We start from the raw sequence: 23,852 nt of genomic DNA, 5'->3' as shown, positions 1-23,852 counted from the left end.
CATGCCCAGGCGCACCGACATCGAGAGCGTGATGGTCATCGGCTCCGGGCCGATCATCATCGGCCAGGCCTGCGAGTTCGACTACTCCGGCACCCAGGCCTGCCGGGTGCTCAAGGAGGAGGGCCTGCGGGTCATCCTCGTCAACTCCAACCCGGCCACGATCATGACCGACCCCGAGTTCGCCGACGCGACCTACGTCGAGCCGATCACCCCGGACTACGTCGAGAAGGTGATCGCCAAGGAGCGCCCCGACGCCCTCCTGGCCACCCTCGGCGGCCAGACCGCCCTCAACTGCGCGATCGCGCTCGACCAGGCCGGCGTCCTGGAGAAGTACGACGTCGAGCTGATCGGCGCCAGCATCGACGCGATCGACCGCGGCGAGAACCGCGAGGTCTTCAAGAAGATCGTCGCCGAGCTCGGCGGCGAGAGCGCCCGCAGCTTCATCTGCCACTCCGAGGCCGACCTGCTCGCGGGCGCCCGGGAGCTCGGCTACCCGATGGTGGTCCGCCCGTCCTTCACCATGGGCGGCACCGGCTCGGGCATGGCCTACGACGAGGAGGACCTGATCCGCATCGGCGGCGGTGGCCTGGACGCGTCGCCGACCAGCGAGGTGCTCCTCGAGGAGTCGATCATCGGCTGGAAGGAGTACGAGCTCGAGGTCATGCGCGACACCGCGGACAACGTGGTGATCATCTGCTCGATCGAGAACCTCGACCCGATGGGTGTGCACACCGGCGACTCCATCACCGTCGCTCCGGCGATGACGCTCACCGACCGGGAGTACCAGGCCATGCGCGACATGGCGATCGGGATCATCCGCAGCGTCGGCGTCGACACCGGCGGCTGCAACATCCAGTACGCCGTCAACCCCGAGGACGGTCGCCTGATCGTCATCGAGATGAACCCGCGGGTCTCGCGCAGCTCCGCCCTGGCCTCGAAGGCGACCGGCTTCCCGATCGCCAAGATCGCGGCCAAGGTCGCGATCGGCTACACCCTCGACGAGATCCGCAACGACATCACGCAGGAGACGCCGGCCTCGTTCGAGCCGTCGCTCGACTACGTCGTCACCAAGGTGCCGCGCTTCGCCTTCGAGAAGTTCACCGGCGCCGACACCACGCTCACCACGCACATGAAGAGCGTCGGCGAGGCGATGGCGATCGGTCGCAGCTTCACCGAGTCGCTGCAGAAGGCACTGCGCTCGCTGGAGAGCAAGGGCGCGATCTTCGACTTCGCCTCGCCCGTCGGCGACAAGGCCGAGCTGCTCGCCGCGTCCGGGATCCCGACGGACGGTCGGCTGCGCACGGTGATGGACGCGATCCGCGCCGGCGCCACGCAGGAGGAGGTGTTCGACGCCACGAAGATCGACCCGTGGTTCGTCGACCAGCTGTTCCTGATCAAGGAGGTCGCCGACGAGGTCGCTGCCGCCGTCGAGCTCGACCACGAGACGCTGCGGCGGGCCAAGCGACACGGGTTCTCCGACGCCCAGATCGCGGCCATCCGCGGCCTGCGCGAGGACGTCGTGCGGGGCGTGCGGCAGGCCCTCGGGCTGCGCCCGGTCTACAAGACCGTCGACACCTGCGCGGCGGAGTTCGCCGCCCAGACGCCGTACCACTACTCGTCCTACGACGAGGAGACCGAGGTGCGTCCCCGCGCGGAGGGCAAGGAGGCGGTGATCATCCTCGGCAGCGGTCCCAACCGGATCGGCCAGGGGATCGAGTTCGACTACTCCTGCGTGCACGCATCGATGGCGCTGGCCGAGGCGGGCTACGAGACCATCATGGTCAACTGCAACCCCGAGACCGTGTCGACCGACTACGACACCTCCGACCGGCTCTACTTCGAGCCGCTCACGCTCGAGGACGTGCTCGAGATCGTCCACGCGGAGCAGCAGGCCGGCCCGATCGCGGGCGTCATCTGCCAGCTCGGCGGGCAGACGCCGCTCGGGCTCGCGCAGGGCCTGCACGACGCGGGCGTGAAGATCGTCGGCACCCAGCCGGAGGCGATCGACCTCGCCGAGGAGCGCGGTGCCTTCGGCCGCGTGCTCGCCGAGGCCGGGCTCCCGGCGCCGAAGCACGGGATGGCGACGTCGTACGCCGATGCCAAGCGCATCACCGAGTCGATCGGCTATCCCGTGCTGGTGCGGCCGTCCTACGTCCTGGGCGGGCGCGGCATGGAGATCGTGTACGACGACGACCGGCTGCGCTCCTACATCGAGAGCGCGACCGAGATCAGCCCCGACCGGCCGGTGCTGGTCGACCGGTTCATCGACGACGCGGTCGAGATCGACGTGGACGCGATCTTCGACGGCACCGAGCTGTTCCTGGGCGGCGTGATGGAGCACATCGAGGAGGCCGGCATCCACTCCGGCGACTCCTCGTGCGCCCTGCCGCCGATCACGCTGGGCGCCGCCGAGATCGCCCGCATCCGGGCGGCCACCGAGGCCATCGCCCGCGGCGTCGGCGTCAGGGGCCTGCTCAACATCCAGTTCGCGCTCGGCTCCGACGTGCTCTACGTCCTCGAGGCCAACCCGCGTGCCTCGCGCACCGTGCCGTTCGTCTCCAAGGCGACCGGCACGCCGCTCGCCAAGGCCGCGGCGCGGGTGATGCTCGGCGAGACGATCGCCGAGCTGCGGGCCGGCGGCCTGCTGCCCGAGCGCGACGGCGGCGACCTGCCCGAGGACGCGCCGATCGCGGTCAAGGAGGCCGTGATGCCGTTCAACCGGTTCAAGACCCCCGACGGCCGCAACGTCGACACCCTGCTCGGTCCGGAGATGAAGTCGACCGGCGAGGTCATGGGCTTCGACGCCGACTTCGGCACGGCCTTCGCGAAGTCCCAGGCCGCGTCCTACGGCTCGCTGCCCACGAGCGGACGGGTCTTCGTCTCGGTCGCCAACCGCGACAAGCGCAACATGATCTTCCCGATCAAGGTGCTCGCCGAGCGCGGCTTCGAGATCCTCGCCACCGGTGGCACCGCCGGTGTGCTGCGACGCAACGGCGTGGAGGTCACGACCGTGCGCAAGCACCACGACGGTGCCGGGCCGAACGGCGAGAAGACGACGGTGCAGCTGATCCGGGACGGGGACATCGACCTGGTCATCAACACGCCCTACTCCACGGGCGGCTCGGCCCGCGTGGACGGCTACGAGATCCGCACCGCCGCGGTGCAGGCCAACATCCCGTGCATCACCACGGTCCAGGGCCTCGCGGCCGCGGTGCAGGGGATCGAGGCCCTCGCCGCGGGTGACATCGGCGTGCGCAGCCTCCAGGACTGGAACGCACGCACCTGATGGGCCGGGCCTACCAGCTGCTCTTCGACCACGTCCTGACCCGCAGCGACCCCGAGTGGGCGCACCACGCGGCGTTCCGGGCGATCCGGGCGGGCCGACCTGTCACCGCCCGGCTCCCGCGGGTGACGGGGACGCCCGTCTCCGCGATGGGGCTGGACTTCCCGCACGCCCTCGGGCTGGCCGCCGGCTTCGACAAGAACGCCGTCGGCATCGACGCCCTCGGCGCGCTCGGCTTCGGGCACGTCGAGATCGGCACCGTGACCGGCGAGCCGCAGCCGGGCAACCCGCCGAAGCGGCTGTTCCGGCTGCCGGCCGACCGGGCCGTCGTCAACCGGATGGGCTTCAACAACGACGGTGCCGAGGTGGTCGCGGCCAGGTTGGCCGACAGACGCCGTCGAAGGGATCGCGATGTGGTCACGGCTGGGTCGCATCACGGCCCCAGCTCGTTCCTCGCTGGGCCCGTTCTGGGCGTCAACATCGGCAAGACGAAGGCCGTGCCCGAGGAGTCGGCGGTCGCGGACTACGAGAAGAGCACCCGCCTGCTCGCGCCGTACGCCGACTACCTGGTCGTCAACGTCAGCTCGCCCAACACCCCGGGACTGCGCGACCTGCAGGCCACAGAGTTGCTCGAGCCGCTGCTGGCCGCCGTCCGGGCCGAGGCCGACCGGCACACCGCCAGCCGGGTCCCGCTGCTGGTCAAGATCGCCCCCGACCTCAGCGACGACGACGTGCTCGCCGTGGCCGACCTGGCCGTGGCGCTGGGGCTCGACGGCATCATCGCCACCAACACCACGATCAGCCGCGACGGCCTGCGAAGCGACCCGGCCGAGGTCGCGGAGATCGGGGCCGGCGGACTGTCCGGTCGACCCCTCACCGCACGCGCCACCGAGGTGATGAGGGCCCTGCGGGGACGCGTCGGACCGGAGATGACCCTGATCGGGGTCGGCGGTATCACGACCCCCGACGACGCCCGGGAGCGTCTGGCCGCGGGGGCCGACCTGCTGCAGGCCTACACCGCCTTCATCTACGAGGGTCCGCTGTGGCCGCGGACGATCGTGGGCGGGCTTGGCTGACGACGCCCGGCCGCTGCTCGGTCCCCTCCACGTCACCGGCGAGGTGCTGGCGACGAAGAAGTCGGGCGCCTACCGGCACCTGACGATCACGGCGCCGGGCATCCCGCAACGGTTCCGCGCGGGCAACTTCGTGGCCGTCAGCGTCGACGGCGGGCGGCTCGCCCGTCGGCCGCTGTGGATCCACCGCGTCAAGGAGTCGGGCGCGTTCGGACCCACCCTCGACGTCGTGGTGGGCGTCGCCGGTCCCGGCACGGCCTGGCTCGCCGAGCGCCCCGTGGGGTCGCGGCTCGAGGTCACCGGACCGCTGGGGCGACCCTTCGCACTGCCCCGCGAGCCCGTGGCGTGCGTCCTCGTCGGCGTGGGGCACGGCGCCGCCCCGCTCTTCCCGCTGGCCGAGCGGCTGCGCGAGCGCGGCTGCGCGGTCACGCTGGTGGTGGCGGCGCCCGACGAGGCGCGCCTGCTGTCCGCCCTCGAGGCCCGGCGGTCCGCACGCGCCGTCACGGTGATCACCGGCGACGGCTCCGTGGGTGTGCGCGGCGACGTACGCACCGAGATCGCCGGCGTCCTCGATCGAGCCGACGCCGACGTCGTCTACGCCGTCGGCCCGCACGACACCCTGCGCGCCGTCGCGGCGGAAGCCGAGGCCCGCGGGGCGTGGAGCCAGGTCGCGCTGGAGGTGCCGATGCCGTGCGGCACCGGTCTGTGCCAGGGCTGCCCGGTGCCGGTGGTCGCCGAGGACGGCGCCACGCGGCTGGTCCGCGCCTGCGCCGACGGGCCGGTCATCCGCGGCGACCGCGTGCACTGGGAGGCGCTGTCGTGAGCATGCGCCTCGGACCCGTGATGGTGGCCAGCGGCTGCGGCGGCACCGGCCGCGAGCTGGCCGCCTTCACCGACCTGGTCGGACTCGACTTCGTCACCCGCTCGATCACCCTCGACCCCCGTCCGGGCCACGCCGCGCCACGGGTCGTCGAGACGCCGAGCGGGCTGGTCAACGCGATCGGCCTGCAGAACCCCGGGCTCGAGCACTTCCTGGCCACCGAGCTGCCCTGGCTGGTCCGGGCCGGCGTCCGGGTCTTCGTCTCGATCGCCGGGGCGACGATGGGGGAGTACGCCGACCTGGCGCGCCGCCTCAGCCGCGCACCGGGTGTCGCGGGGCTCGAGATCAACATCGGCGCCCCCGACCAGGCCGGGTCCGACCTGTTCGACGTGCGCGAGCCCTACCACGCGGCGAGTGTCGTGGGGGCCGTGCGCCGCGAGTTCCCCGGCGACCTGCCGGTGCTCGCCAAGCTCCGGCCCGACGCCTCGCGCATCGTCGAGGGTGCGCGGGGTGTGGTGGACGCCGGCGCGAGCGCGGTCGTCATCGGCAACGCTGTCCCGGCCGCCATGCCCGACGGTCGTCCCGGCGGGCTCAGCGGACCGGCCATCGGTCCGGTCGCCCTGCGCTGCGTCGCCGCCGTCACCGAGGCCCTGCCCGACGTGGTGGTGATCGGCGGCGGGGGAGTGGCCTCCGAGCAGGACGCCCGCCGGTTCCTCGACCTCGGCGCCCGTGCCGTGCAGATCGGCACCGCCCTGTTGCATGATCCGACCACGGTGGCGCGGGTGCGCGCCGCCCTCACCCGAGAAGAGGACCCCGCATGAGGTTCGGCGCCAGGTTGCACGACGCGATGCAGGCCCGCGGACGGCTCTGCGTCGGCATCGACCCCCACTCGTCGCTGCTCCTCGACTGGGGACTGGGCGACGACGTCGCCGGGCTCGAGACGTTCGCGCTGACGGTGGTCGAGGCGGTGGCGCCGCACGTGAGCGTGGTGAAGCCGCAGAGCGCCTTCTTCGAGCGCTTCGGCTCCCGCGGCGTCGCGGTGCTGGAGCGGGTGATCGCCGACTCGCGGGCGGCCGGTGCGCTGGTGCTGCTCGACGTGAAGCGCGGCGACATCGGCTCGACCAGCCAGGCCTACGCCGACGCCTACCTCGACCCGGCCTCCCCGCTGGCCAGCGACGCGATCACGGCCAGCCCGTTCCTCGGGTTCGGGTCGATCGACCCGATGATCGAGACCGCGCGTCGCCACGACGCCGGGGTGTTCGTGCTCGCGCTCACCTCGAACAAGGAGGGACCCGAGGTGCAGCACGCACGGACGGCGGACGGCACCGTCGCGGGCACGGTGCTGGGCCACCTCGCGACCCTCAACGCCGACACCGCGCCGCTCGGCGACTTCGGCGCCGTCGTCGGCGCGACCATCGGCAGCAGCGACGAGCGCCTCGACTTCAACGGACCCGTGCTCGCGCCCGGCTTCGGCGCCCAGGGCGGGACGGTGGCCGACCTCAAGCGGATCTTCGGGCCGGCAGCACGCCACGTGCTGCCGAGCTCCTCGCGCGAGGTGCTCGCCGCCGGGCCGAACCCGGTCGCCCTTCGCGACGCGGCCCTGCGCGGCAACGAGTCGGTGACGGGGCTGGGCGAGGCGTGAGCCGCCTCCCTGTCCTGCTCCCGGTGGCCCTGGCCGCGGCCCTCCTCGCCGGCTGCGGCGGCGACGGCCCCAGCGGCTACTGCGAGGCCGTGCAGGACCACCAGCGCGAGCTCAGCGACGCCGCCGCCAGCCAGGACCCCGGCGCGATCTTCGACACGTTGGACGCCTACCGCGACCTCCGGTCGTCGGCCCCGCGGGACCTCGAGGACGAGTGGAGCCAGGTCGTCTCCCGGCTCGAGGCGCTGCAGGACGCCCTCGACGCGGCGGACGTCGACCCCTCGACGTACGACCCGGAGACGACGCCCGACACGCTCCCCGCTGCGGAGCGCCGCGCGATCGAGGCGGCCGCGCGCAACCTCGGCGACCAGGAGACCGTCACCGCGATGGCCGGGATCGAGCAGCAGGCCCTCGACGTGTGCAAGACGCCGCTGTCGCAGTGACGCGTCCGGCGCGGACGACGTCACGCCACCCCACCCGGTGGGCCGATTGCCCCTGCCGACGCGATCTGACTAGATTGACCCGGACCGCCGACACCCGCACCAGAAGGACCTCTTCGTGGCCCTGCCCCCACTGACGCCCGAGCAGCGCCAGGCCGCTCTCGACAAGGCCGCGGCATCGCGACGAGAGCGGGCCGAGGTGAAGAACCGCCTGAAGAACTCCGGCGCCTCGATCGTCGACGTGCTGCGTGAGGGCAAGGAGAACGAGGTCATCGGCAAGATGCGCGTCGTCGAGCTGCTGCAGTCGATGCCCGGACTCGGCAAGGTCCGGGCCAAGCAGGTGATGGAGCGGCTCAACATCGCCGAGAGTCGTCGCGTGCGGGGTCTGGGCATCAAGCAGGTCGCCGCGCTCGAGCGCGAGTTCGGCCCGCAAGAGACCCTGTGAGCACCGCCTCCGGCCACTCGCGGCTGATCGTGCTGGCCGGCCCGACCGCCGTCGGCAAGGGCACCGTCGCCGCGGAGGTCCGCCGCGCCCATCCCGAGGTCTGGATCTCGGTCTCCGCCACGACCCGCAAGCCGCGACCCGGCGAGGAGAACGGCGTCCACTACTGGTTCGTCACCGACGAGGACTTCGACGCCATGGCCGAGCGCGGTGACCTCCTCGAGTGGGCCGTCGTCCACGGCACCCACCGCTACGGCACGCCGCGCGGGCCCGTCGACCTGGCGCTGGCCAGCGGCCACCCCGCGATGCTCGAGATCGACCTCCAGGGGGCGCGGCAGGTGCGCTCGACCATGCCGGAGGCGCTGTTCGTGTTCCTCAAGCCGCCGTCGTGGGACGAGCTCGTACGCCGCTTGGTCGGTCGCGGCACGGAGGACGAGGCCGAGCGGGAGCGCCGGTTGAGCACCGCACGCGACGAGCTGGCGGCCGAGAGCGAGTTCGACGTCACCGTCGTCAACCACGAAGTTCACGCCGCAGCCGAGGAGTTGGTAGCCTTGATGATGGTCGACGCTCCAGATCAGTCCTGAGTCGTCGGCCGATCCATCTCTTCGACCTTGTGAGGCTCTAGCTGTGTCTGCCCCCAACATCGCCGCCGAGGGCGTGACCAACCCCTCGATCGACGACCTGCTCACCAAGACCGACAGCAAGTACAAGCTGGTCCTCTACAGCGCCAAGCGCGCCCGCCAGATCAACGCCTACTACTCCCAGCTCGGCGAGGGCCTGCTGGAGTACGTCGGCCCGCTGGTCGACACGCACGTGCAGGAGAAGCCGCTGTCGATCGCGCTGCGCGAGATCAACGACGACCTGCTGACCTGTGAGGACGTCGACCCCGCCGAGCTCGCCGCCGAGGAGGCCGCCGCCGCGGCTGCTCGCGCCGAGGCGCAGGCGCAGTTCAACGCTGCCGAGTGACGTGTGACCACTGAGTCGTCCGAGGCCGTGTCCCCCGAGGGGACGCGGCCTCGTGCTCGTTCTGCGCGGGTCGTCCTCGGGGTGAGCGGAGGCATCGCGGCGTACAAGGCCTGCGAGCTGCTGCGCCGCTTCACCGAGTCGGGACACGACGTGACCGTCGTGCCGACGGCCTCGGCATTGGAGTTCGTCGGCGCCCCGACCTGGTCTGCGCTGTCGGGCAAGCCGGTCTCCAGCGAGGTGTGGACCGACGTCCACGCCGTCCCGCACGTCGCCATCGGGCAATCGGCAGACCTGGTCGTCGTCGCCCCGGCGACCGCCGACCTGCTCGCCAAGGCCGCGCACGGGCTGGCCGACGACCTGCTGACCAACACCCTGCTCACCGCACGCTGCCCGGTCGTCTTCGCCCCGGCGATGCACACCGAGATGTGGGAGCACCCCGCCACGGTGGCCAACGTCGCCACCCTGCGCTCGCGCGGCGCCGTGGTGATCGAGCCCGCCGAGGGCCGGCTGACCGGCAAGGACACCGGCAAGGGCCGGCTGCCCGACCCGCTCGAGATATTCGAGATCGGCGTCGACGTGCTCGCCCGCGGTGTCGTCGCCCCCGACCTGGCCGGTCGCCACGTGGTCGTGAGCGCCGGCGGCACCCGGGAGTACCTCGACCCGGTGCGCTTCCTCGGCAACCGCTCCTCCGGGCTCCAGGGGTACGCCCTCGCCCGTGCCGCCGCAGGCCGAGGCGCCGAGGTGACCCTGGTGGCGGCCAACGTGGCGCAGCCCGACCCCGCCGGCGTGAAGGTGGTCACGGTCGAGACGACCGCTCAGCTGCACGACGCGGTGGTGTCCGCCGCCGCCTCCGCCGACGCCGTGGTCATGGCCGCTGCCCCGGCCGACTTCCGGCCGACCGCGGTCAGCGACGACAAGATCAAGAAGGCGGAGGACGGCTCGTCGCCGGCCATCGAGCTGGAGCAGAACCCCGACATCCTCAAGGAGATCTCGCAGCACCGCCTCCGCGAGGGGTCGGTGATCGTCGGCTTCGCCGCCGAGACTGGCGACGCGACCGGCACGGTCCTCGAGCTCGGGCGGACCAAGCTGGCGCGCAAGGGCTGCGACCTGCTCGTCGTCAACGACGTGAGCGGAGGAGCGGTGTTCGGCAGCCCCGACAACCAGGCCGTCATCCTCGGCGCCGACGGCGCCGCCGTCGACGTGCCCCACGGCTCCAAGCGCGCCCTCGCCCAGGTCATCTGGGACGAGGTCGTGTCGCGATTCGACCACTGAGACGCGAGTCCCGCATAGTGGGCGATCGCTATCGTGTCACCCGGCCCGCGCGCGACCCGCGCGAGCCTCACCTTGCCTGAGATCCCTGAGCACCCTGACAGGAGCACCACTGTGGCTGGACGCCTCTTCACCTCGGAGTCTGTGACCGAGGGTCACCCGGACAAGATCGCTGACCAGATCAGCGACACCGTCCTGGACTACCTGATGGAGAACGACGGGGACAAGCAGAACCTCCGCGTCGCCGTCGAGACGCTGCTGACCACGGGCCTCGTGGTCGTGGCGGGCGAGGTGCGCACCGACGCGTACGCCCCGGTCGCCGACCTCGTGCGCAAGAAGATCCTCGAGATCGGCTACGACTCCTCCGACAAGGGCTTCGACGGCACCACCTGCGGCGTCCAGGTCGCGATCGGCGCCCAGTCGGCCGACATCGCCGCCGGTGTCGACGACGGCCACGAGTCGCGCGTCGGCTCCTCCGACGACGACCTCGACAAGCGCGGCGCGGGCGACCAGGGCCTGATGTTCGGCTACGCCTGCGACGACACCCCCGAGCTGATGCCGCTGCCGATCATGATCGCCCAGCGCCTCTCGCAGAAGCTGACCGAGGTCCGCAAGGACGGCACGCTCGCCTACCTCCGCCCCGACGGCAAGACCCAGGTCACCATCGAGTACGACGAGGACGACCGTCCCCTCCGCATCGACACCGTGGTCCTCTCGACCCAGCACGCCGAGGACGTCGAGCACGCGACCCTCGAGGCCGACATCAAGAAGCACGTGATCGACGCCGTGCTGGCGACGTTCGAGATCCCCTCCGAGGGCTACCGGATGCTCGTCAACCCGACGGGCAAGTTCGTCGTGGGCGGCCCGATGGGTGACGCCGGCCTGACCGGTCGCAAGATCATCGTCGACACCTACGGCGGCATGGCCCGCCACGGCGGCGGCGCCTTCTCCGGCAAGGACCCGTCGAAGGTCGACCGCTCGGCCGCCTACGCCATGCGCTGGGTCGCCAAGAACGTCGTCGCCTCGGGCCTCGCCCGCCGCTGCGAGGCGCAGGTCGCCTACGCCATCGGCAAGGCCGCGCCGGTCGGCGTGTTCATCGAGACGTTCGGCACCGGCGTCGTCTCCGACGAGGCCATCCAGCAGGCCGTCCTCGAGGTCTTCGACCTGCGACCCGCCGCGATCATCCGCGACCTCGACCTGCTCCGCCCGATCTACGCCAAGACCGCGGCGTACGGTCACTTCGGTCGCGAGCTGCCCGAGTTCACGTGGGAGACCACCGACCGCGCCGAGAAGCTGAAGGCCGCCGCCGGCGCCTGATCGCTGCTTGCTTCGGTTTCCCCGGCTAGCCGGGGAAACCCAGACTTCGGGGGGCATGCAAACCCCCTGAAGTCGACGACTCGCTCACGAAGTCCCCGCCCCGGCGGGGACTTCGTGCATTTTCTTGCGATTCGCTACTCGGGCAACGCGACCACGAAGCCCAGCATGGCGAAGGCGTCGTTCAACCTGCGCTGATCGAGACGTCGGTGGCCGCTGGTTGAATGCGGCCATGAGCGAGCGCAGGGAGGCCGGGCAGGCAGAGATGCTGCCCGGCCTCCGTGCGTCCGTGGCCGACGCGAAGGCCAAGGCCGCGGCCACCCGTGCCCGCAAGGCGGCCGAGTTCGAGCCTGCTGCGACCGACCCGGTGGCCCGCGTGCTCGTCGACGTCCCGCTCGCGCACCTCGACCGTCCCTTCGACTACGCCGTCCCCGCCAAGGACGCTGCCACGGCGGTCCCCGGTGCGCGCGTCAAGGTGCGGTTCGCCGGGCAGGACGTCGACGGCTTCGTGCTCGCCCGCACGGCGACCAGCGAGCACACCGGCCGCCTGCAGCCGCTGCGCCGCGTGGTCAGCGCCGAGCCGGTGCTCCACCCCGAGATCGCCGAGCTGACGGCGAGCATCGCGGAGAGGTACGCCGGAGCGCGGGCCGACGTCCTGCGGCTCGCCGTCCCGCCGCGCCACGCGGCCACCGAGAAGGAGCCGTCCGCCGCGGCGGGGCCGTCGCCGGCCGGTGCGCCGGACCCCGCGACCTGGGAGCACGTCGTGCACGGCCCGGCCTTCCTGTCCCACCTCGGGAGCGGTGCCGCGCCCCGTGCGGTGTGGGGGAGTGCTCCCGGCGACGACTGGCCGCTGATGCTCGCGCACGCGGTCGCGGCCACCCTGGCCGGCGGGCGCGGCTCGCTGGTGTGCGTCCCCGACCAGCGCGACGCCCAGCGGGTCTCCGCCGCGCTCGACGCCGTCCTGGGGCCCGACCACCACGTCGTGCTCTCCGCCGAGGCCGGACCGGCCAAGCGCTACCGCGAGTTCCTGGCCGTCTCCCGCGGTGCGCGCCGGGTCGTCGTCGGCACCCGCTCGGCCGCACTGGCCCCCGTCCACGACCTCGGCCTCCTGGTGATCTGGGACGACGGGGACGACCTGCACGCCGAGCCACGAGCGCCATACCCCCACGTCCGCGAGATGCTCGCCCTCCGCGCCACCCAGCAGGATGCCGCGATGCTCGTCGCCGGGTTCGCGCGGACCTGCGAGGGCCTGCTCCTGCTGCGGTCGGGCTGGGCGCACGAGCTCGTGTCCACGCGCGCCGTCGTCCGCGACCGCGCCCGGGTCGACGTCGTGCCCGCCGAGGACCGCGCCGTCGGCTCCCGCGTGCCGCGAGCGGCCTACGACGTGATCCGCGAGGGCCTCGCATCCGGTCCGGTGCTCGTCCAGACCCCGCGCGCGGGCTACGCGCCCTCCCTGGCCTGCGAGCGGTGCCGCACCCCGGCCCGGTGCGCCACGTGCGCCGGTCCGCTGGTCCTCGGCGGCCCGACCACCCCGCCGACCTGCCGGTGGTGCGGCACCGCCGACCCCGCCTGGGCCTGCCGGGAGTGCGGCCACCGCGGACTGCGGGCGCCCGTGCGGGGCGAGGCGCGCACGGCCGAGGAGCTCGGCCGCTCGTTCGCCGGCACCACGATCCGCAGCTCGAGCAGCGAGCGGGTGCTGACAGAGGTCTCCGACCGTCCGGACATCGTGGTGGCCACCGTCGGTGCCGAGCCGCCGGCCCAGGGTGGCTACGCAGCGGTCGTCATCCTCGACACCTGGCTGACCCTCGCGCGCGAGGACCTGCGGGCGAGCGAGGAGGCCCTGCGACGGTGGCTGGGCGCGGCCGGGCTCGTCCGTCCCGGCGGACGGGTGGTGGCGGTCGGCGACCCGGCGCTGCCCGTGCTCCAGGCGCTGGTCCGCTGGGACCCGGCCGGCTTCGCCGAGCGCGAGCTCGCCGACCGATCGGATGCCCACCTGCCACCGGCGGCGCGGCTGGCGACGATCACCGGCGAGCCGGGCCCGCTCGACGACGCGCTGACGCTGCTCGACCTGCCCGAGGTCGCCGACCTCCTCGGACCGGTGCCCCTCGACCGAGCGGGCGCCGCGCCCCGCGACGAGCAGCGGGCCGTGATCCGGGTGCCGCTCGCCTCCGGCCCCGCCCTCTCCGACGCGCTCGGCGAGCTCCAGCGCGTGCGCAGCGCACGCAAGCTCGACGCCGTACGCATCCAGGTCGACCCGCTGACGATCTGAGCCGTGCCCGGGCGGCCACCAACCTCGAAGCCTCCCTAGACTTGCCGCTCCGCCGACCCGAGGAGAGGCACCACGTTGTCCGCCCAGCCCGTCCGCCGTCCCGCCACCTCCGGGAGGCCGTGATGCGGGTCGTGTTCGCCGGCACGCCCGACGTCGCCGTGCCGTCCCTCGACGCCCTCGCCGCCTCGGGCCACGAGCTCGTCGGCGTCGTCACGAGGCCGGACGCGCCGTCCGGCCGCGGGCGCAAGCTGGTGGCGAGCCCGGTCGCTGTGCGTGGCGAGGAGCTCGGCGTGCCGGTGCTCAAGCCGGAGCACCCGCGCGACCCGGACTTCCAGGCGGCGCTGCGCGAGCTGCGTCCCGACGTCTGCCCGGTCGTGGCGTACGGCGCCCTGCTGCCGCAGTCCGCGCTGGACATCCCGGAGCACGGGTGGATCAACCTGCACTTCTCGATCCTCCCGGCGTGGCGTGGCGCGGCGCCGGTGCAGCACTCGATCTGGTCCGGCGACGAGATGACCGGCGCGACGACGTTCCGCATCGTCAAGGAGCTCGACGCCGGGCCGACGTTCGGGGTCATGACCGAGCGGATCCGCCCCACCGACACCGCCGGCGACCTGCTCGGCCGGCTCGCCGAGGGAGGCGCGACGCTTCTGGTGCGCACCCTCGACGGCATCGAGGACGGCTCGCTCGAGGCACGCGAGCAGGCCGGCGACGGCCTGTCCTACGCCCCGAAGATCGTGGTCGAGGACGCCCGCGTCGAGTGGACCGACCCCGCGGCCGCCATCGATCGCCAGGTCCGCGCCTGCACCCCCGGCCCCGGCGCCTGGAGCACGTGGGAGGGCGAGCGGTTCAAGCTGGGCGCGGTCCGCGTCGCGACCGATCACGCCCAGCTCGCGCCCGGGGTCCTCGAGGTCACCAAGAACGCCGTCTTCGTCGGCACCGCCACCCACGCCGTCGAGCTCGGCGAGGTCAAGGCATTCGGCAAGAAGCAGATGAGGGCGGCCGACTGGGCCCGCGGCGTCACCGTGCCGCCCGGCGCCACCCTGGGGGCGGCCCACCCGCAGGGGTGAGGTGCGTCACTTTTCAACCAGTCTCGCGTTAACCTCCACGAACGCCCACGACTCGGAGGTCACGCGTGCCCGTGCTCGGATTCCTCGACAGGCGCCACACCGTGGCTCCGCAGTCCTACAACCGCTGGCTCATCCCGCCGGCCGCGCTCGCCGTCCACCTCTGCATCGGCCAGGCCTACGCCACCAGCGTCTACAAGAACTCGCTGATCGATCACTTCGACGCCTCGCAGACGGCCATCGGGGTCGTGTTCTCGATCGCGATCGTGATGCTCGGGCTGAGCGCCGCGGTGTTCGGGACGTGGGTCGAGAAGGTCGGGCCACGGATGGCGATGTTCACCGCCGCGTGCTGCTGGGCGGCCGGGTTCCTCGTCGGGTCGGCAGGCATCGCCACCTCGCAGCTGTGGCTGCTCTACCTCGGCTACGGCGTCATCGGGGGAGTGGGCCTCGGCATCGGCTACATCTCGCCGGTCTCGACGCTGATCAAGTGGTTCCCCGACCGGCCCGGCCTCGCCACCGGCATGGCGATCATGGGCTTCGGCGGCGGCGCGATGGTCGCCTCGCCCGCCTCCCGCCAGCTGCTGTCCTACTACGACGGTTCGTACGACGCCGCCGACCCGGCCTCGCTCGCCGACGGGCACGCGCTGTCGTTGCTCTTCGTCACCCTCGGGATCGCCTACTTCGCGATCATGATGATCGGCGTCGCCAACATCCGGGTCCCGGCGCCGGGCTGGAAGCCGGCCGGCTTCGACCCCTCGATGGTGAAGCAGAAGTCGCTCGTCACCACCGACAACGTGTCGGCGGCCAACGCCATCCGCACCCCGCAGTTCTGGCTGCTGTGGACGGTCCTGTTCTGCAACGTCACCGCGGGCATCGGCATCCTCGAGCAGGCCAGCCCGATGATCCAGGACTTCTTCCGTGACGGCGACACCTCGAGCGTCAGCGTGGCCGCGGCCGGCGGCTTCGTCGGGGTGCTGTCGTTGTTCAACATGGCCGGCCGGTTCGTGTGGTCCAGCACCTCCGACCTGATCGGCCGCAAGCCGATCTACATGGTCTACCTCGGCGTCGGCATCGTGCTCTACGTCCTGCTCGCCCTGTCCGGGTCCACCTCGACCGCGATCTTCGTGCTCCTCGCGGCCATGATCATCTCCTTCTACGGCGGCGGGTTCGCGACCGTCCCGGCTTACCTCCGCGACCTGTTCGGTGTGTTCCAGGTCGGCGCCATCCACGGCCGGCTGCTCACCGCGTGGTCGGCGGCGGGCGTCGCCGGCCCGCTGATCATCAATCGCTTCCTCGACAGCGCGGGCGGCGCCGGCACGCTCGACGCCGACTCCTACCGCCCCGCGCTGTTCACCATGGTCGGCGTGCTGGCCGTCGGCTTCGTCGCCAACCTGCTGGTCCGCCCGGTCGCTGCGAAGTTCCACGAGGACATGTCGCAGCACACCGAGCAGAAGGAGGCGGACGAGGCGGCCAGCGAGGAGTCGCAGGCGGGCACCGAGGCCGGCTCGGGCACCGTGAGGCTCGTCCTGGCGTGGTCCGTCGTCTCGTTGCTGCTGCTGTACGGCGTCTACGAGACCGTGACCACGGCCCTCAAGCTGTTCTCCTGAACTTGCGCGCGACCGCCCCCGGGCGCGTACGGTCGGACCCCATGACCTCCCCCCAGGCCGCTCGAGGACCCCGCCGGACCCGTCGTGGCGCCGCCACGCTGGCCGCGACCCTGCTCGCGTCCCTGCTCAGCCCGGCGCTCGCGAGCGCGCCTGCGCAGGCGACCCCGGGCGACGACGAGCCCGGCCCGATCCACGCCGGGAACACCTACGGCTGGTGGAACAAGGGGATCCTCTGGCGCGAGGAGTTCGAGACGCCGTACACCGGACCGATGGGCCCGCAGTGGGTCGCGAACGGCCCCGGTCAGGTCTGGCACCAGAACGGCATGCTCACCCTCAACGCGACCAGCGAGGGCACCGTCAGCGCGACCCTGGCCGGCCCGGGTGACGAGGTCGGGCGCTGGGAGACGCGGCTGCGCAGCCGGCAGTACGGCCGCGGCGGTGCGCGCTACAAGGTGCTCGCCGAACTCGTCCCGGCGGCCGGCGCGGAGGAGAACTGCGGCGCCCGCAACATCGCCATGGCCAGCCTCACCCCCAACGGCAAGGCCGCCAACGTCTACGCCCGCACGCTGCCCGATGTCGCCTACAAGGCCGCCAACCCCGGGATGGACCTCGGTGCCGACCGTTGGCACACCTACGCCGTCGAGGTCACTCGCGAGCGGATCTCGTGGTTCATCGACGCCAAGGTCGTGTTCACCGAGAAGCGCGACGACGTGCTCACCGGCGTGCCGCTGACCGTACGGTTCACCATGGAGGCCAAGCCCGATCGCACCATGAACATCAGCCGGATGCAGATGGACTGGGTGCGGCACTGGAGCCTCGAGGCTCCCAACACGTTGCCGGTCGACGCCCCGCCGACGAAGGTCGGCGTCTACAACAAGGCGTGCTGATCGTCGCGGCCGCTCGCCGCTAGGCTCGCGCCCGTGACACCGTCCACCGGCAGGCCAGCCCGACCCGAGGACGTCGACGCGATCTGCGCGGCCCTGCCGAGCACCGAGCTCGGCACCTCCTGGGGCGACGTCCCGACCTGGAAGGTGCCCGCCGGCGAGAAGGGCCGGGGGTTCGTCCTCTACCGCCACCCGCACTCGTCCGCCGTCGACCCGGACACGGGTGAGCAGTACGACGACCTGCTGGTGCTGCGCACCGCCGACGCCGCCGACAAGGCCGCGCTCGTCGACGACGACTCCACGCCGTTCTTCACCATCGACCACTTCCGCAGCTACAACGCCGTGCTCGTCCAGCAGTCGCGGCTGGGCGAGATCGGCCTCGACGAGCTGACCGAGGTGATCCACGAGGCGTGGCTCGCGGTGGCGCCCAAGCGGCTGGCCAAGCAGTTCCTCGCGGACGGCCCGGCGGATGGTTAGGAGCACCCGAATCGACCCGTCCCGGCTGGCGGCGTACGACGTCCTCAAGGCCGTGCGCCTCGACGACGCCTACGCCAACCTGGCCCTCCCGCAGGTGCTCGCCGAGCACGGCCTGACCGGTCGCGACGCCGCCTTCACGACCGAGCTCGTCTCCGGGACGATCAGGTGGCAGGGGACGTACGACGCGATCATCGACGCCTGCCTGACCAAGCCGCGCCTCGAGGCCAAGGTGCGCGACGCGCTGCGCCTCGGCGTCCACCAGCTGCTCGCGATGCGGGTGCCCGACCACGCCGCGATCAGCACCAGCGTCGACCTGGTCCGCGCCCGCGTGGGCGTCGGACCGACCGGGCTCACCAACGCCGTGCTCCGCAAGGTCAGCACCGATGACCTCCCCACCTGGGTCGGTCGGGTCGCCCCCGACGAGGCGAGCGACCCGGTCGGCCACGCCTCGATCGCCCGGTCCCACCCCCGCTGGGTCGTCGAGGCGCTGGGCGAGGCACTCGGTGTGCCGGCTGAGCTGCCGGTCCTGCTCGCCGCCGACAACGCCGCGCCGCGGGTGATGCTGGTCGCGCGGCCCGGCCTGTGCACGGTCCAGGAGCTGGTCGAGGCCGGGGGAGTCCGGGGCACCCTGTCGCCGTACGCCGTGGAGCTGGCCGGCGGCGACCCGTCGGCCGTCCCGGCGGTGGCCCAGGGACGTGCCGGCGTGCAGGACGAGGGCTCCCAGCTGGTGGCGACGGCGCTCGCCGACGCCGACCTCGACGGCCGCGACGAGCGCTGGCTGGACGTGTGCTCCGGACCGGGCGGCAAGGCGGCTCTGCTCGCGGCCCTCGCCGCCCAGCGCGGGGCGACGGTGCTGGCCAACGAGCGCCAGCACCACCGGGCCCGCCTGGTCGCTCGCGGGGTCCGTGCCGTCCCCGGCGGGGTGAGCGGCGTGGTCACCGGCGACGGCACCCGCCCGCCCTGGCGCCCGGGGACCTTCGACCGCGTGCTCGTCGACGCCCCCTGCTCCGGCCTGGGAGCGCTGCGCCGCCGACCCGAGTCCCGCTGGCGCCGTACGCCCCGTGATGTCGAGGAGCTCGTCCCGCTCCAGCGCGACCTGCTCTCGCACGCGATCGGGGCGACCCGGCCCGGCGGCGTGGTCGTCTACGCGACCTGCTCGCCGGTGCTGGCCGAGACCACGGGGGTCGTCGACGCCGTCCTCGCCGCGCGCGGCGACGCCACGCTCGAGGCGACCAGGCAGCTGTGGCCGCACCGTGACGGCACCGACGCGATGTTCATCGCCACGATCCGCCGCACCTGATCGACACCGGCTGTTCGCCGTACCCACATTGCGGGTTCCCTCGTGGACACGTGGCGTGCATGATGATGCGTGGGGGACCGGTCATCTAGACCGGCGGGAAACGGGATCGAGCTTCGGGTGCGACGTCGTCTAGGAACAGCAGTGGCCGTCTCGGTCCTGCTCTCACCACTGGCGGCGGCGCCCGCCCACGCGGACGACACGGGCGCGACCGCGATGGCCGGACCGGGCTCCCCGCTCGACGGGATGCACCTGACCTACGTCGGCTGCGAGTCGATCGCGGCGCCGGCGTCCGCGCCGTCGACCCGGATCAACCTCGGGCCCGACACCGCACCGATGGGTCGCCGCAGCTTCGGGCTGGTGCCGTCCGGTGTCGGCACCGCGTCCGGGCCCACGCTCTCCTTCACCTCGCTCGCCTCGCTGGGTGCGTCGGTGTCGGTGCGCGCCGAGGCCGGCACGACCGGCGCGTCCTACGTCTGGGTCGCCACGCCCGACGCCCCCGCCGGGCACGCCTGGCTCGGCAGGGCCGACCTCACGGTCCCCGCCGCCGCCTGGCAGCAGGTCGACACCGCCCTCGTGCCGTACGCCTGGAGCCTGGTCGACCTCGGCACCGGGGTCACGGCGGTCGTCGAGACCTCGACCCCCACCGACTTCGTCGCCGTCCACGGGGACGGCCCGGGTTACGTCGTGACCGGCTTCGGCTGCGACGGCCACCCGTTCCACGTCGACGCCGTCCGCGGCAACGGCCGGGCCTGGGACTTCGAGGGGCTGACGCTGTCGACCTCGATCCTCGGCCCGACCGCGCCCGTCCCCGCCGGCACCGACGTCGAGATCGCGGGTTCGGTGACCGACCCCAGCGGCCGGGTCACCGGCGACCCGCTCGTCCTCCAGTCGCGGGCCCGCGGCGCGAGCGAGTGGGTCGACGTGTCACCGCTGACCTACTCCGGCCCCGACGGCGTCTCCCGCGCCACCGTGACCGTCACGGAGGGCCAGGAGCTGCGCTGGCTGCGGCCCGAGAGCGAGTACGCCGACGCGGGGGCCAGCGACCCGGTCACCGTGTCCGTCGCCCGCTGACCCGTCGCCTGACTAGGGTCGGGACATGGCGACCTCACCGAGCACCGAGATCGAGGTGGACGACAAGGTCGTGCGGGTGAGCAACCCCGACCGGGTCTACTTCCCCGAGTCCGGCGCCACCAAGCTCGACCTGGTGGAGTACTACCTCGCCGTCGGCGAGGGGATCGTCAACGCGCTCCGGGAGCGGCCGTGCATGCTGCACCGCTTTCCCAAGGGCCTGGCCGGGGACAAGGTGCACCAGAAGCGGATCCCCGCAGGTGCGCCGCCGTGGGTGGAGACCGTCCGCCTGCACTTCCCGCGCTGGAACCGCACCGCCGACGAGCTGTGCGTCACCGAGCTGGCCAGCGTGATCTGGGCGGTCCAGATGTCGACCGTCGAGTTCCACCCGTGGAACAGTCGCCGCGCCGAGACCGAGTCACCCGACGAGTGGCGCATCGACCTCGATCCCGGGCCGGAGTGCGAGTGGGAGACCGTCCAGCGGGTCGCCCACATCGCCCACGAGGTGCTCGACGAGCTCGGCGCCGTCGGGTTCCCGAAGACCAGCGGCGGCTCGGGGATCCACATCTACGTGCGGATCAGGCCCGACCACGGCTTCCAGGACGTACGCCGCGGTGCGCTCGCCTTCGCCCGCGAGGTCGAGCGCCGGGCGGGCGGGGAGGTCACCACGGCGTGGTGGCGCAAGGACCGCTCGCGCGACCAGCTGTTCGTCGACTACAACCAGAACGCGCGCGACCACACCATCGCGGCGGCGTACAGCGTGCGCGGGGTGCCGAGCGCCCGGGTGTCCGCGCCGGTGCGGTGGGACGAGATCGACGTGTGCGAGCCCGAGGACTTCACGATCTTCACGATGCCCGCGCGCTTCGCCGAGATGGGCGACCTGCACGGCGGCATCGACGGGGAGGTCTTCGACATCGCCCCGTTGCTCGAGTGGGCCGCGCGGGACGAGGCCGACGGAGCCGAACCGCCGGTCGACCCCGAGTCCTGAGCGCATCGGCGCCCCGGGCGGCCGTGGCCGTCCGGGGCGCTCGGGGGTCGATCAGACCTCGAGGTTCTTCTCGATCGAGGCCAGCTTGTGGCGGGCCATCGCGAGGTTGGCGCGGCCCTTGTCGAGCACGAGGTAGAGGAACAGGCCCTCGTGGGTCTCGGTGAGGCGGATCAGGTGGTAGGCCTTGCCGAGGGTGATGAGGATGTCCTCGATGCGGTCGTCGAGACCGAGGCTGTCCATGGTGCGCAGCTTCGAGCGGACGACGTCGGTGTTGCCGGCGGCGGCGACGTCGAGGTTGATGGCGGCGCTGTCGCCGGCCTGGCCGAGGGCCATCCCGGAGGTGTAGTCGACGAGCATGGCGGCGACGGCACCGTCGATGGCCATGGCCTCCTTGAGGGCAACGTCCACGTTGGACATGGGTGGTTCCTTTCGTTGGGTGGTGCGGTGGTCTGGCGCTCCGCCTGGTGCGGAAGCCGGGTCTGTGGGTGGTGGGTCAGGTCGAGGTGGCAGGGACCGCGGTGCGAGCAGCTGCCTGCTCGGCCAGCACGCGGTCGAGGAACGACTCGCCGGTGAGCAGCGGTCGCAGGTGCGGCGAGGCAGGGATCGCCTCGTCCTCCTCCTCGACCACGGGCTCGGGACGGGTGAGGGCGGCGAAGTGCCGGTCGACCGGACTCGGTTGCCGCTGGGGCAGCGGCGGTCGCGGGCGCGCACGCCGCGCCGCCGGACGCGGCAGGTCGGCGCGCTCCAGCTCGGCGGCGGGCTCGACGTCGACATCGATGTCGAGGGCGTCCAGCGCGGACCGGAGGCGGCGGCTGGTGTCCACGGCGACCAGCACCTGGGTGAGGTCGGCGCCGAACCAGGGCCGGAGGGCCGCGATCGCGGTGGCGCGTCGGCGAGACCCGCGAGGGACCCTGGGCCCACCGACGACCGCCCCCTCGGCGACGGCGGCCACGGCGTCGAGGACGCTGCCCGGCGCGGAGTGCCAGCGCCGGCCGCCGACCGTGGCGTCGAGGAGCATCGGCTCGAGGCCCGTCGCTGCCCCCTCGGCGAGGGCGAGGACGGTCGGCTGGACGACCCCGATCGCGTCGGCGAGCTCCTCGAGCCCGCCGACCCACCCGAGGGCCGCGCCGGTGGCCAGGCAGGCCGAGCGGACCTGCCACGTGAAGGCGTCGGTCGGTTCACCGACCAGGAGCACGCGGTCGTGGGCCGTCAGGAGCATCGACTGCCGCGACTCCGTGGGGGCCAGCGCCTCGCCACCGGATCCGACGACACGCGGCAGCGTCGCGTGGGCGGCGACCATCCGGTCGGCGTGGGCGATCGCGTCCGGCTCCTGCCGCAGCCGTGCTCGCCCGACCTCGACGAGGCCGGCGAGGTTGGCCGTGTCGGTGAGGTCCAGCAGCTTCGCGCGTCCCAGGGGCAGGCCGGCCAGCGCGTCGACTCGCTCCGGGTGGTCGACCACCACCAGCGAGACCGGGGCGACGGTGAACGCCTGACCGGTCTCGGCTGCACCGGCTCCGGGGCCGATCCGGACCGGGACGGCTCCGATCGCGCGCAGGGCGAGCTCGACGACCACCGACGCGGCCCCCGGTCGCACGGCCAGCAGCGCCACGTGGTCGGCCCGCACGCCGGACGACAGCAGGCCCGCCGCGAGCTCCTCGACCTCGTGGAACAGTGCGGCCCAGGTGAGCGCCCGCTCCGCGGAGATCGCGGGGGCGTCGGGTCGCCTGCTGGCCTGGGTGCGCAGGAGGACGTACGACGACGGCGCCCTGTCGCGCCCTCGCAGTCGATCCGACATCGTGCACCCCCCTCGAGGTCTGTCTTCGTGTGGTCGTGGGTTCGATGTTGTTGAAATCGGGTCGACCCCGAGGCGGAGTTGCCCGTTCTTTACCGTCCTGTGAATGGGGAGCGGACCAGTTGTCACCTCGAGCGCCCGCCGGTCTAGACCGTTCGCTCAGGCCCCCACAGGTCAGCCTCACGTTCCTCTCACCCGGCCCGCCTAGGTTCGTGGGCATGCCGAGCGACCTCCGCACCAGCCACCTCTCCGTCGTCGTCAACACCGCGTCGCGCACGGGCGCCGCGGCCGTCGGGCAGGTCACGCGGCACCTGCAGCGTGCGGGGGTGGACAGCGTCGACGTGCACCCCGTGGCGAGCGGCTCCGAGCTGCCCGAGGTCCTGGCGCACGCCGCGGGGTCGTCGCCCGACATCCTGCTGGTCGGCGGGGGCGACGGCAGCATGGGCTGCGCGGCCGAGCTGCTGGCCGACACCGGCACGGCCCTCGGCGTGCTCCCGCTCGGCACGGCCAACGACTTCGCTCGCACCCTGGAGATCCCCGCCACCCTCGCCGCCGCCCTCGACACCGTGCTCACCGGCACGGTCGTCGTCGTCGACCTGGGTCGCGCCAACGGGCGGGTCTTCCTCAATGTCGCCTCGCTGGGCCTGTCCGTCGAGGTCACCCAGCGGCTGACCCCGCGCCTCAAGCGACGGCTGGGGCAGCTCGCCTATCCGGTGGCGACGCTCGCGGCGTACCGCCACCACCGCCCGTTCGCGGCACGGATCGAGCTGCCCGACGGCAGCTCGCTCGAGCTCGAGGACCTGATGCAGCTGGCCGTCGGCAACGGCCGCCACTACGGGGGCGGGCTGACCGTCTCGCCGACCGCCTCGATCGACGACCACCTGCTCGACGTCTACGCCGTCGAGAAGGGCCGGCTGCGCGACCACGTCTCCGTGGCCCGGCTGCTGCGCAGCGGCGACCTGATCGAGCACGAGCGCGTGCACCACCTGACCAACCGGGCGATCACGGTCACGACGGACCGGCCGATGCCGGTCAACCTCGACGGCGAGATCGCGACGCACAGCCCCGCCACCTTCGAGGTGGAGCGCAACGCGCTGCACGTGGTGGTGCCCCGCCACAGCCGGGCCGCGCAGCTGGACGGGCCGCCTCTAGGCTGA

At 72.8% G+C, this 23,852-nt stretch carries 22 protein-coding genes; 20 read left to right on the top strand and 2 right to left on the bottom strand.

Annotated features, from left to right (window positions below):
* Position 1: 1 nt before the first annotated feature.
* The 19 genes from carB (at position 2) to ligD (ending at position 20,903) form a co-directional block, all read left to right on the top strand.
* Positions 2 to 3,286 (top strand): carbamoyl-phosphate synthase large subunit, encoded by a 3,285-nt coding sequence (gene carB / locus C7S10_RS18005; RefSeq protein ID WP_108345836.1) that lies wholly within the window; start codon positions 2 to 4, stop codon positions 3,284 to 3,286.
* Positions 3,286 to 4,359, top strand: coding sequence for a quinone-dependent dihydroorotate dehydrogenase (locus C7S10_RS18000; protein ID WP_108345835.1), 1,074 nt, complete (start codon positions 3,286 to 3,288; stop codon positions 4,357 to 4,359). Before carB ends, C7S10_RS18000 begins: the two co-directional genes overlap by 1 nt.
* Positions 4,352 to 5,179 carry an iron-sulfur cluster-binding protein gene (locus C7S10_RS17995; RefSeq protein WP_207769454.1) on the top strand — a complete coding sequence of 276 codons (828 nt, stop codon included), beginning with the start codon at positions 4,352 to 4,354 and terminating at the stop codon, positions 5,177 to 5,179. Before C7S10_RS18000 ends, C7S10_RS17995 begins: the two co-directional genes overlap by 8 nt.
* Positions 5,180 to 5,181: 2 nt before the next feature.
* A complete protein-coding gene (locus C7S10_RS17990) occupies positions 5,182 to 5,997 on the top strand; it encodes a tRNA-dihydrouridine synthase (protein WP_108345834.1) in 816 nt (271 codons plus the stop codon).
* On the top strand, positions 5,994 to 6,818 hold the full coding sequence (pyrF, locus tag C7S10_RS17985; protein WP_108345833.1) for an orotidine-5'-phosphate decarboxylase: 825 nt from the start codon (positions 5,994 to 5,996) through the stop codon (positions 6,816 to 6,818). The genes C7S10_RS17990 and pyrF overlap by 4 nt, the downstream gene beginning before the upstream one ends.
* Positions 6,815 to 7,258 carry a hypothetical protein gene (locus tag C7S10_RS17980; RefSeq protein ID WP_108345832.1) on the top strand — a complete coding sequence of 148 codons (444 nt, stop codon included), beginning with the start codon at positions 6,815 to 6,817 and terminating at the stop codon, positions 7,256 to 7,258. Before pyrF ends, C7S10_RS17980 begins: the two co-directional genes overlap by 4 nt.
* 115 nt (positions 7,259 to 7,373) lie before the next feature.
* Positions 7,374 to 7,700, top strand: coding sequence for an integration host factor, actinobacterial type (gene mihF, locus C7S10_RS17975; RefSeq protein ID WP_108345831.1), 327 nt, complete (start codon positions 7,374 to 7,376; stop codon positions 7,698 to 7,700).
* Positions 7,697 to 8,281 (top strand): guanylate kinase, encoded by a 585-nt coding sequence (gene gmk, locus C7S10_RS17970; RefSeq protein WP_207769453.1) that lies wholly within the window; start codon positions 7,697 to 7,699, stop codon positions 8,279 to 8,281. Before mihF ends, gmk begins: the two co-directional genes overlap by 4 nt.
* Positions 8,282 to 8,324: 43 nt before the next feature.
* Entirely contained in the window at positions 8,325 to 8,663 is a 339-nt protein-coding gene (gene rpoZ / locus C7S10_RS17965) for a DNA-directed RNA polymerase subunit omega (RefSeq protein WP_010833183.1), read from the top strand.
* An 81-nt stretch (positions 8,664 to 8,744) separates the two neighbouring features.
* Complete coding sequence (gene coaBC, locus C7S10_RS17960) at positions 8,745 to 9,935, top strand: bifunctional phosphopantothenoylcysteine decarboxylase/phosphopantothenate--cysteine ligase CoaBC (protein ID WP_243395457.1); 1,191 nt, start codon at positions 8,745 to 8,747, stop codon at positions 9,933 to 9,935.
* A 111-nt stretch (positions 9,936 to 10,046) separates the two neighbouring features.
* A complete protein-coding gene (gene metK / locus C7S10_RS17955; protein ID WP_108345830.1) occupies positions 10,047 to 11,249 on the top strand; it encodes a methionine adenosyltransferase in 1,203 nt (400 codons plus the stop codon).
* A 229-nt stretch (positions 11,250 to 11,478) separates the two neighbouring features.
* A complete protein-coding gene (locus C7S10_RS17950; RefSeq protein ID WP_165807211.1) occupies positions 11,479 to 13,515 on the top strand; it encodes a primosomal protein N' in 2,037 nt (678 codons plus the stop codon).
* Between the two features lie 122 nt (positions 13,516 to 13,637).
* Entirely contained in the window at positions 13,638 to 14,582 is a 945-nt protein-coding gene (fmt, locus tag C7S10_RS17945; protein ID WP_108345829.1) for a methionyl-tRNA formyltransferase, read from the top strand.
* Between the two features lie 65 nt (positions 14,583 to 14,647).
* Positions 14,648 to 16,186, top strand: coding sequence for an OFA family MFS transporter (locus C7S10_RS17940; RefSeq protein ID WP_207769452.1), 1,539 nt, complete (start codon positions 14,648 to 14,650; stop codon positions 16,184 to 16,186).
* 41 nt (positions 16,187 to 16,227) lie between these two features.
* On the top strand, positions 16,228 to 17,073 hold the full coding sequence (locus C7S10_RS17935) for a LamG domain-containing protein (protein WP_108345828.1): 846 nt from the start codon (positions 16,228 to 16,230) through the stop codon (positions 17,071 to 17,073).
* Between the two features lie 33 nt (positions 17,074 to 17,106).
* Positions 17,107 to 17,547: an MmcQ/YjbR family DNA-binding protein gene (locus C7S10_RS17930; protein WP_108345827.1), complete on the top strand. Its 441-nt coding sequence runs from the start codon at positions 17,107 to 17,109 to the stop codon at positions 17,545 to 17,547.
* The gene (locus tag C7S10_RS17925; protein ID WP_108345826.1) at positions 17,540 to 18,847 is read left to right on the top strand and encodes an RsmB/NOP family class I SAM-dependent RNA methyltransferase; all 1,308 of its coding nucleotides are present in this window, start codon (positions 17,540 to 17,542) and stop codon (positions 18,845 to 18,847) included. Before C7S10_RS17930 ends, C7S10_RS17925 begins: the two co-directional genes overlap by 8 nt.
* Positions 18,848 to 18,988: 141 nt before the next feature.
* Positions 18,989 to 19,918, top strand: coding sequence for a hypothetical protein (locus tag C7S10_RS17920; protein WP_108345825.1), 930 nt, complete (start codon positions 18,989 to 18,991; stop codon positions 19,916 to 19,918).
* A 25-nt stretch (positions 19,919 to 19,943) separates the two neighbouring features.
* A complete protein-coding gene (ligD, locus tag C7S10_RS17915) occupies positions 19,944 to 20,903 on the top strand; it encodes a non-homologous end-joining DNA ligase (protein WP_108345824.1) in 960 nt (319 codons plus the stop codon).
* A 51-nt stretch (positions 20,904 to 20,954) separates the two neighbouring features.
* On the opposite strand, the gene C7S10_RS17910 is transcribed toward ligD, so the two are convergent.
* Both C7S10_RS17910 and C7S10_RS17905 read right to left on the bottom strand, forming a co-directional pair.
* Entirely contained in the window at positions 20,955 to 21,320 is a 366-nt protein-coding gene (locus tag C7S10_RS17910) for a hypothetical protein (protein WP_108345823.1), read from the bottom strand.
* Between the two features lie 76 nt (positions 21,321 to 21,396).
* Entirely contained in the window at positions 21,397 to 22,698 is a 1,302-nt protein-coding gene (locus tag C7S10_RS17905; RefSeq protein ID WP_108345822.1) for an AMP-binding protein, read from the bottom strand.
* A gap of 215 nt (positions 22,699 to 22,913) precedes the next feature.
* Here C7S10_RS17905 and C7S10_RS17900 point away from each other — a divergent pair, with 215 nt between their 5' ends.
* Positions 22,914 to 23,852 (top strand): lipid kinase, encoded by a 939-nt coding sequence (locus C7S10_RS17900; RefSeq protein WP_108345821.1) that lies wholly within the window; start codon positions 22,914 to 22,916, stop codon positions 23,850 to 23,852.

The sequence above is a fragment of the Nocardioides currus genome (genome assembly GCF_003057875.1).
Taxonomy (GTDB): domain Bacteria; phylum Actinomycetota; class Actinomycetes; order Propionibacteriales; family Nocardioidaceae; genus Nocardioides; species Nocardioides currus.
This window is presented reverse-complemented; position numbering and strand designations above follow the sequence as displayed.